Source organism: Faecalicatena contorta, assembly GCF_021531995.1.
Classification (GTDB): Bacteria; Bacillota; Clostridia; order Lachnospirales; family Lachnospiraceae; genus Dorea_A; species Dorea_A contorta_A.
Window position 1 is genome coordinate 1 of record NZ_JAFBIZ010000216.1, and the last position, 1,971, is coordinate 1,971.

Below are 1,971 nucleotides of genomic sequence, written 5' to 3' on the forward strand. Positions count from 1 at the left end.
TATTAATTGGGAGTCTAATTCAATTAGAGAACTGTGTGAAAATCGTTACGATGCTTTTATTGCCGGTAGTGATCAAATATGGAATCCTTTTTTTGAATATAATTCGGAAAGAGAGTTTTTGACGTTTTCTAAAAGAGAGAAACGTATTGCTTATGCTGCTAGCATGGGAATTGAATCTTTGCCAGATTCATGTAAAGATAAATATAGAGAGTGGCTATCTGAGATGGCATTTATATCAGTCAGAGAAAGCTCAGCTGCAAATATAATATATGAATTGACTGGAAAATTGGTGCCGGTGGTATTAGATCCAGTTTTTTTACTTAACAAATACGAATGGAATAAGTTGGCCACAAAAGCCAACTGCTCAGAAAAATCAGGGTATGTTTTTTTTTATTTTCTTGGGAAGCACAATGAAATTGCAAATGAATGGACAAAAAAAATTGCAAATGCAAGAAATTTGCGAGTTTTGAATATTTTAGAACACTTTAATGAATATGGTCCACTAGAGTTTGTTGCTTTGATTAAGGATGCAGAGATGGTGGTCACAAATTCTTTTCATTGCACGGCGTTTTCTATTATATTTCACAAACAGTTTGTTGTGTTTGAAAGACAAATGGAAAATGTTACAGAGCAGATGACATCTCGTTTGAATACATTATTAAGTACATTTGATTTGGAAGATAGATTTTTTTCGAAAAATTGGAATGAAGTCATATTCGAGCTTGATGATATCAAATGGAAAGAGGTTGATTGTATTCTAAAGGAGCGTCGAGAAGAGTCCATAAAGTTTATCACGGAGGCATTGGAGAATTAATGAATAAGATCAATCAATTGAAGACAGGTGTAATTCTGACATACGTGAATATGGCTTTAGGTAGTATTATTCCAATACTTTATACTCCGGTTATGTTGCGAATCCTTGGTAAAGAAGAATATGGATTGTATAGCCTTTCTCATTCAGTTATTGCATATCTGACACTACTGAGTTTTGGTCTTGGCGGGACAATAGTGCGATATATTGCGAAATATCGGGCTGAGAACAGAAAAGAGGAGCTGGAAAAAATTGCAGGTTTAGCTATTTTGATGTATAGTTTTTTAGCAATTCTTGTTATGATAGCCGGAGTTTTTTTGGCTAATAATGTCGAAATTGTATTTCATAAGGGATTAACAGAAACAGAATTACTGAAGATCAGACCATTGATTTTATTGATGGCATTTAACACAGCAATTTCATTTCCTATAAGTGTATTCTCAAGCATTGTTGTAGCATATGAAAAATATATTTACCGGCAATTTGTTAATATTTTTTCGACTGTTTTTGCACCGTGCATAAACTTAGTTGCATTATTTTTGGGATTCGGTTCAATTGGATTAGCGGTTACAACGACGATTCTGCAGTTTCTAATGCTCCCAATGTTTGGTGGATACTGTAGTTTTGTCTTAAAAGTAAGGCCTTCTTTTAAGAATTTACCATTGCATATAGTTAAAGAATTGATTGGTTTTTCTTTGTTTGTTTTTTTGGGCTCGTTAGTTGATATGCTATTTTGGGCAACTGATAAAGTTATTTTGGGTATGTTAGCGGGAACCGGCGTAGTAGCTGTATATAATATAGGATCTCAATTTGTTTCTATGATGACCAATTTATCAACTGCTTTTTCTGGAGTTTTGGTTCCCAAGACAACTGTAATGGTTGCACAAAAAGCTTCAAAAGATGATTTGACTAATCTTTTTATACGAGTGGGGCGTTTGCAGTATATCATCATTGCGTTAGCAATGAGTGGTTTCATTTTGTATGGTAAAAGATTTATTATTCTTTGGGCTGGTGAAGAGTATGCTAGTGCATATTTTGTTGCATTGTTGACGATGATCCCATTGGTGGTTCCACTTATTCAAAATACTGGATATAGCATTTTGTTGGCACAAAACAAACACAAATTTCGTTCTGTTGTATATTTAATTATTGCTATAGTA

At 33.7% G+C, this 1,971-nt stretch carries 2 protein-coding genes; both read left to right on the plus strand.

Annotated features, from left to right (window positions below):
• The coding region (locus tag JQM82_RS15360; protein ID WP_235251284.1) for a polysaccharide pyruvyl transferase family protein at nucleotides 1–814 on the plus strand (814 nt) is incomplete at its 5' end.
• Nucleotides 814–1,971, plus strand: a 1,158-nt coding sequence (locus JQM82_RS15365) for an oligosaccharide flippase family protein (protein WP_235251285.1), incomplete at its 3' end; no start/stop codon positions are given. The genes JQM82_RS15360 and JQM82_RS15365, both read left to right, overlap by 1 nt.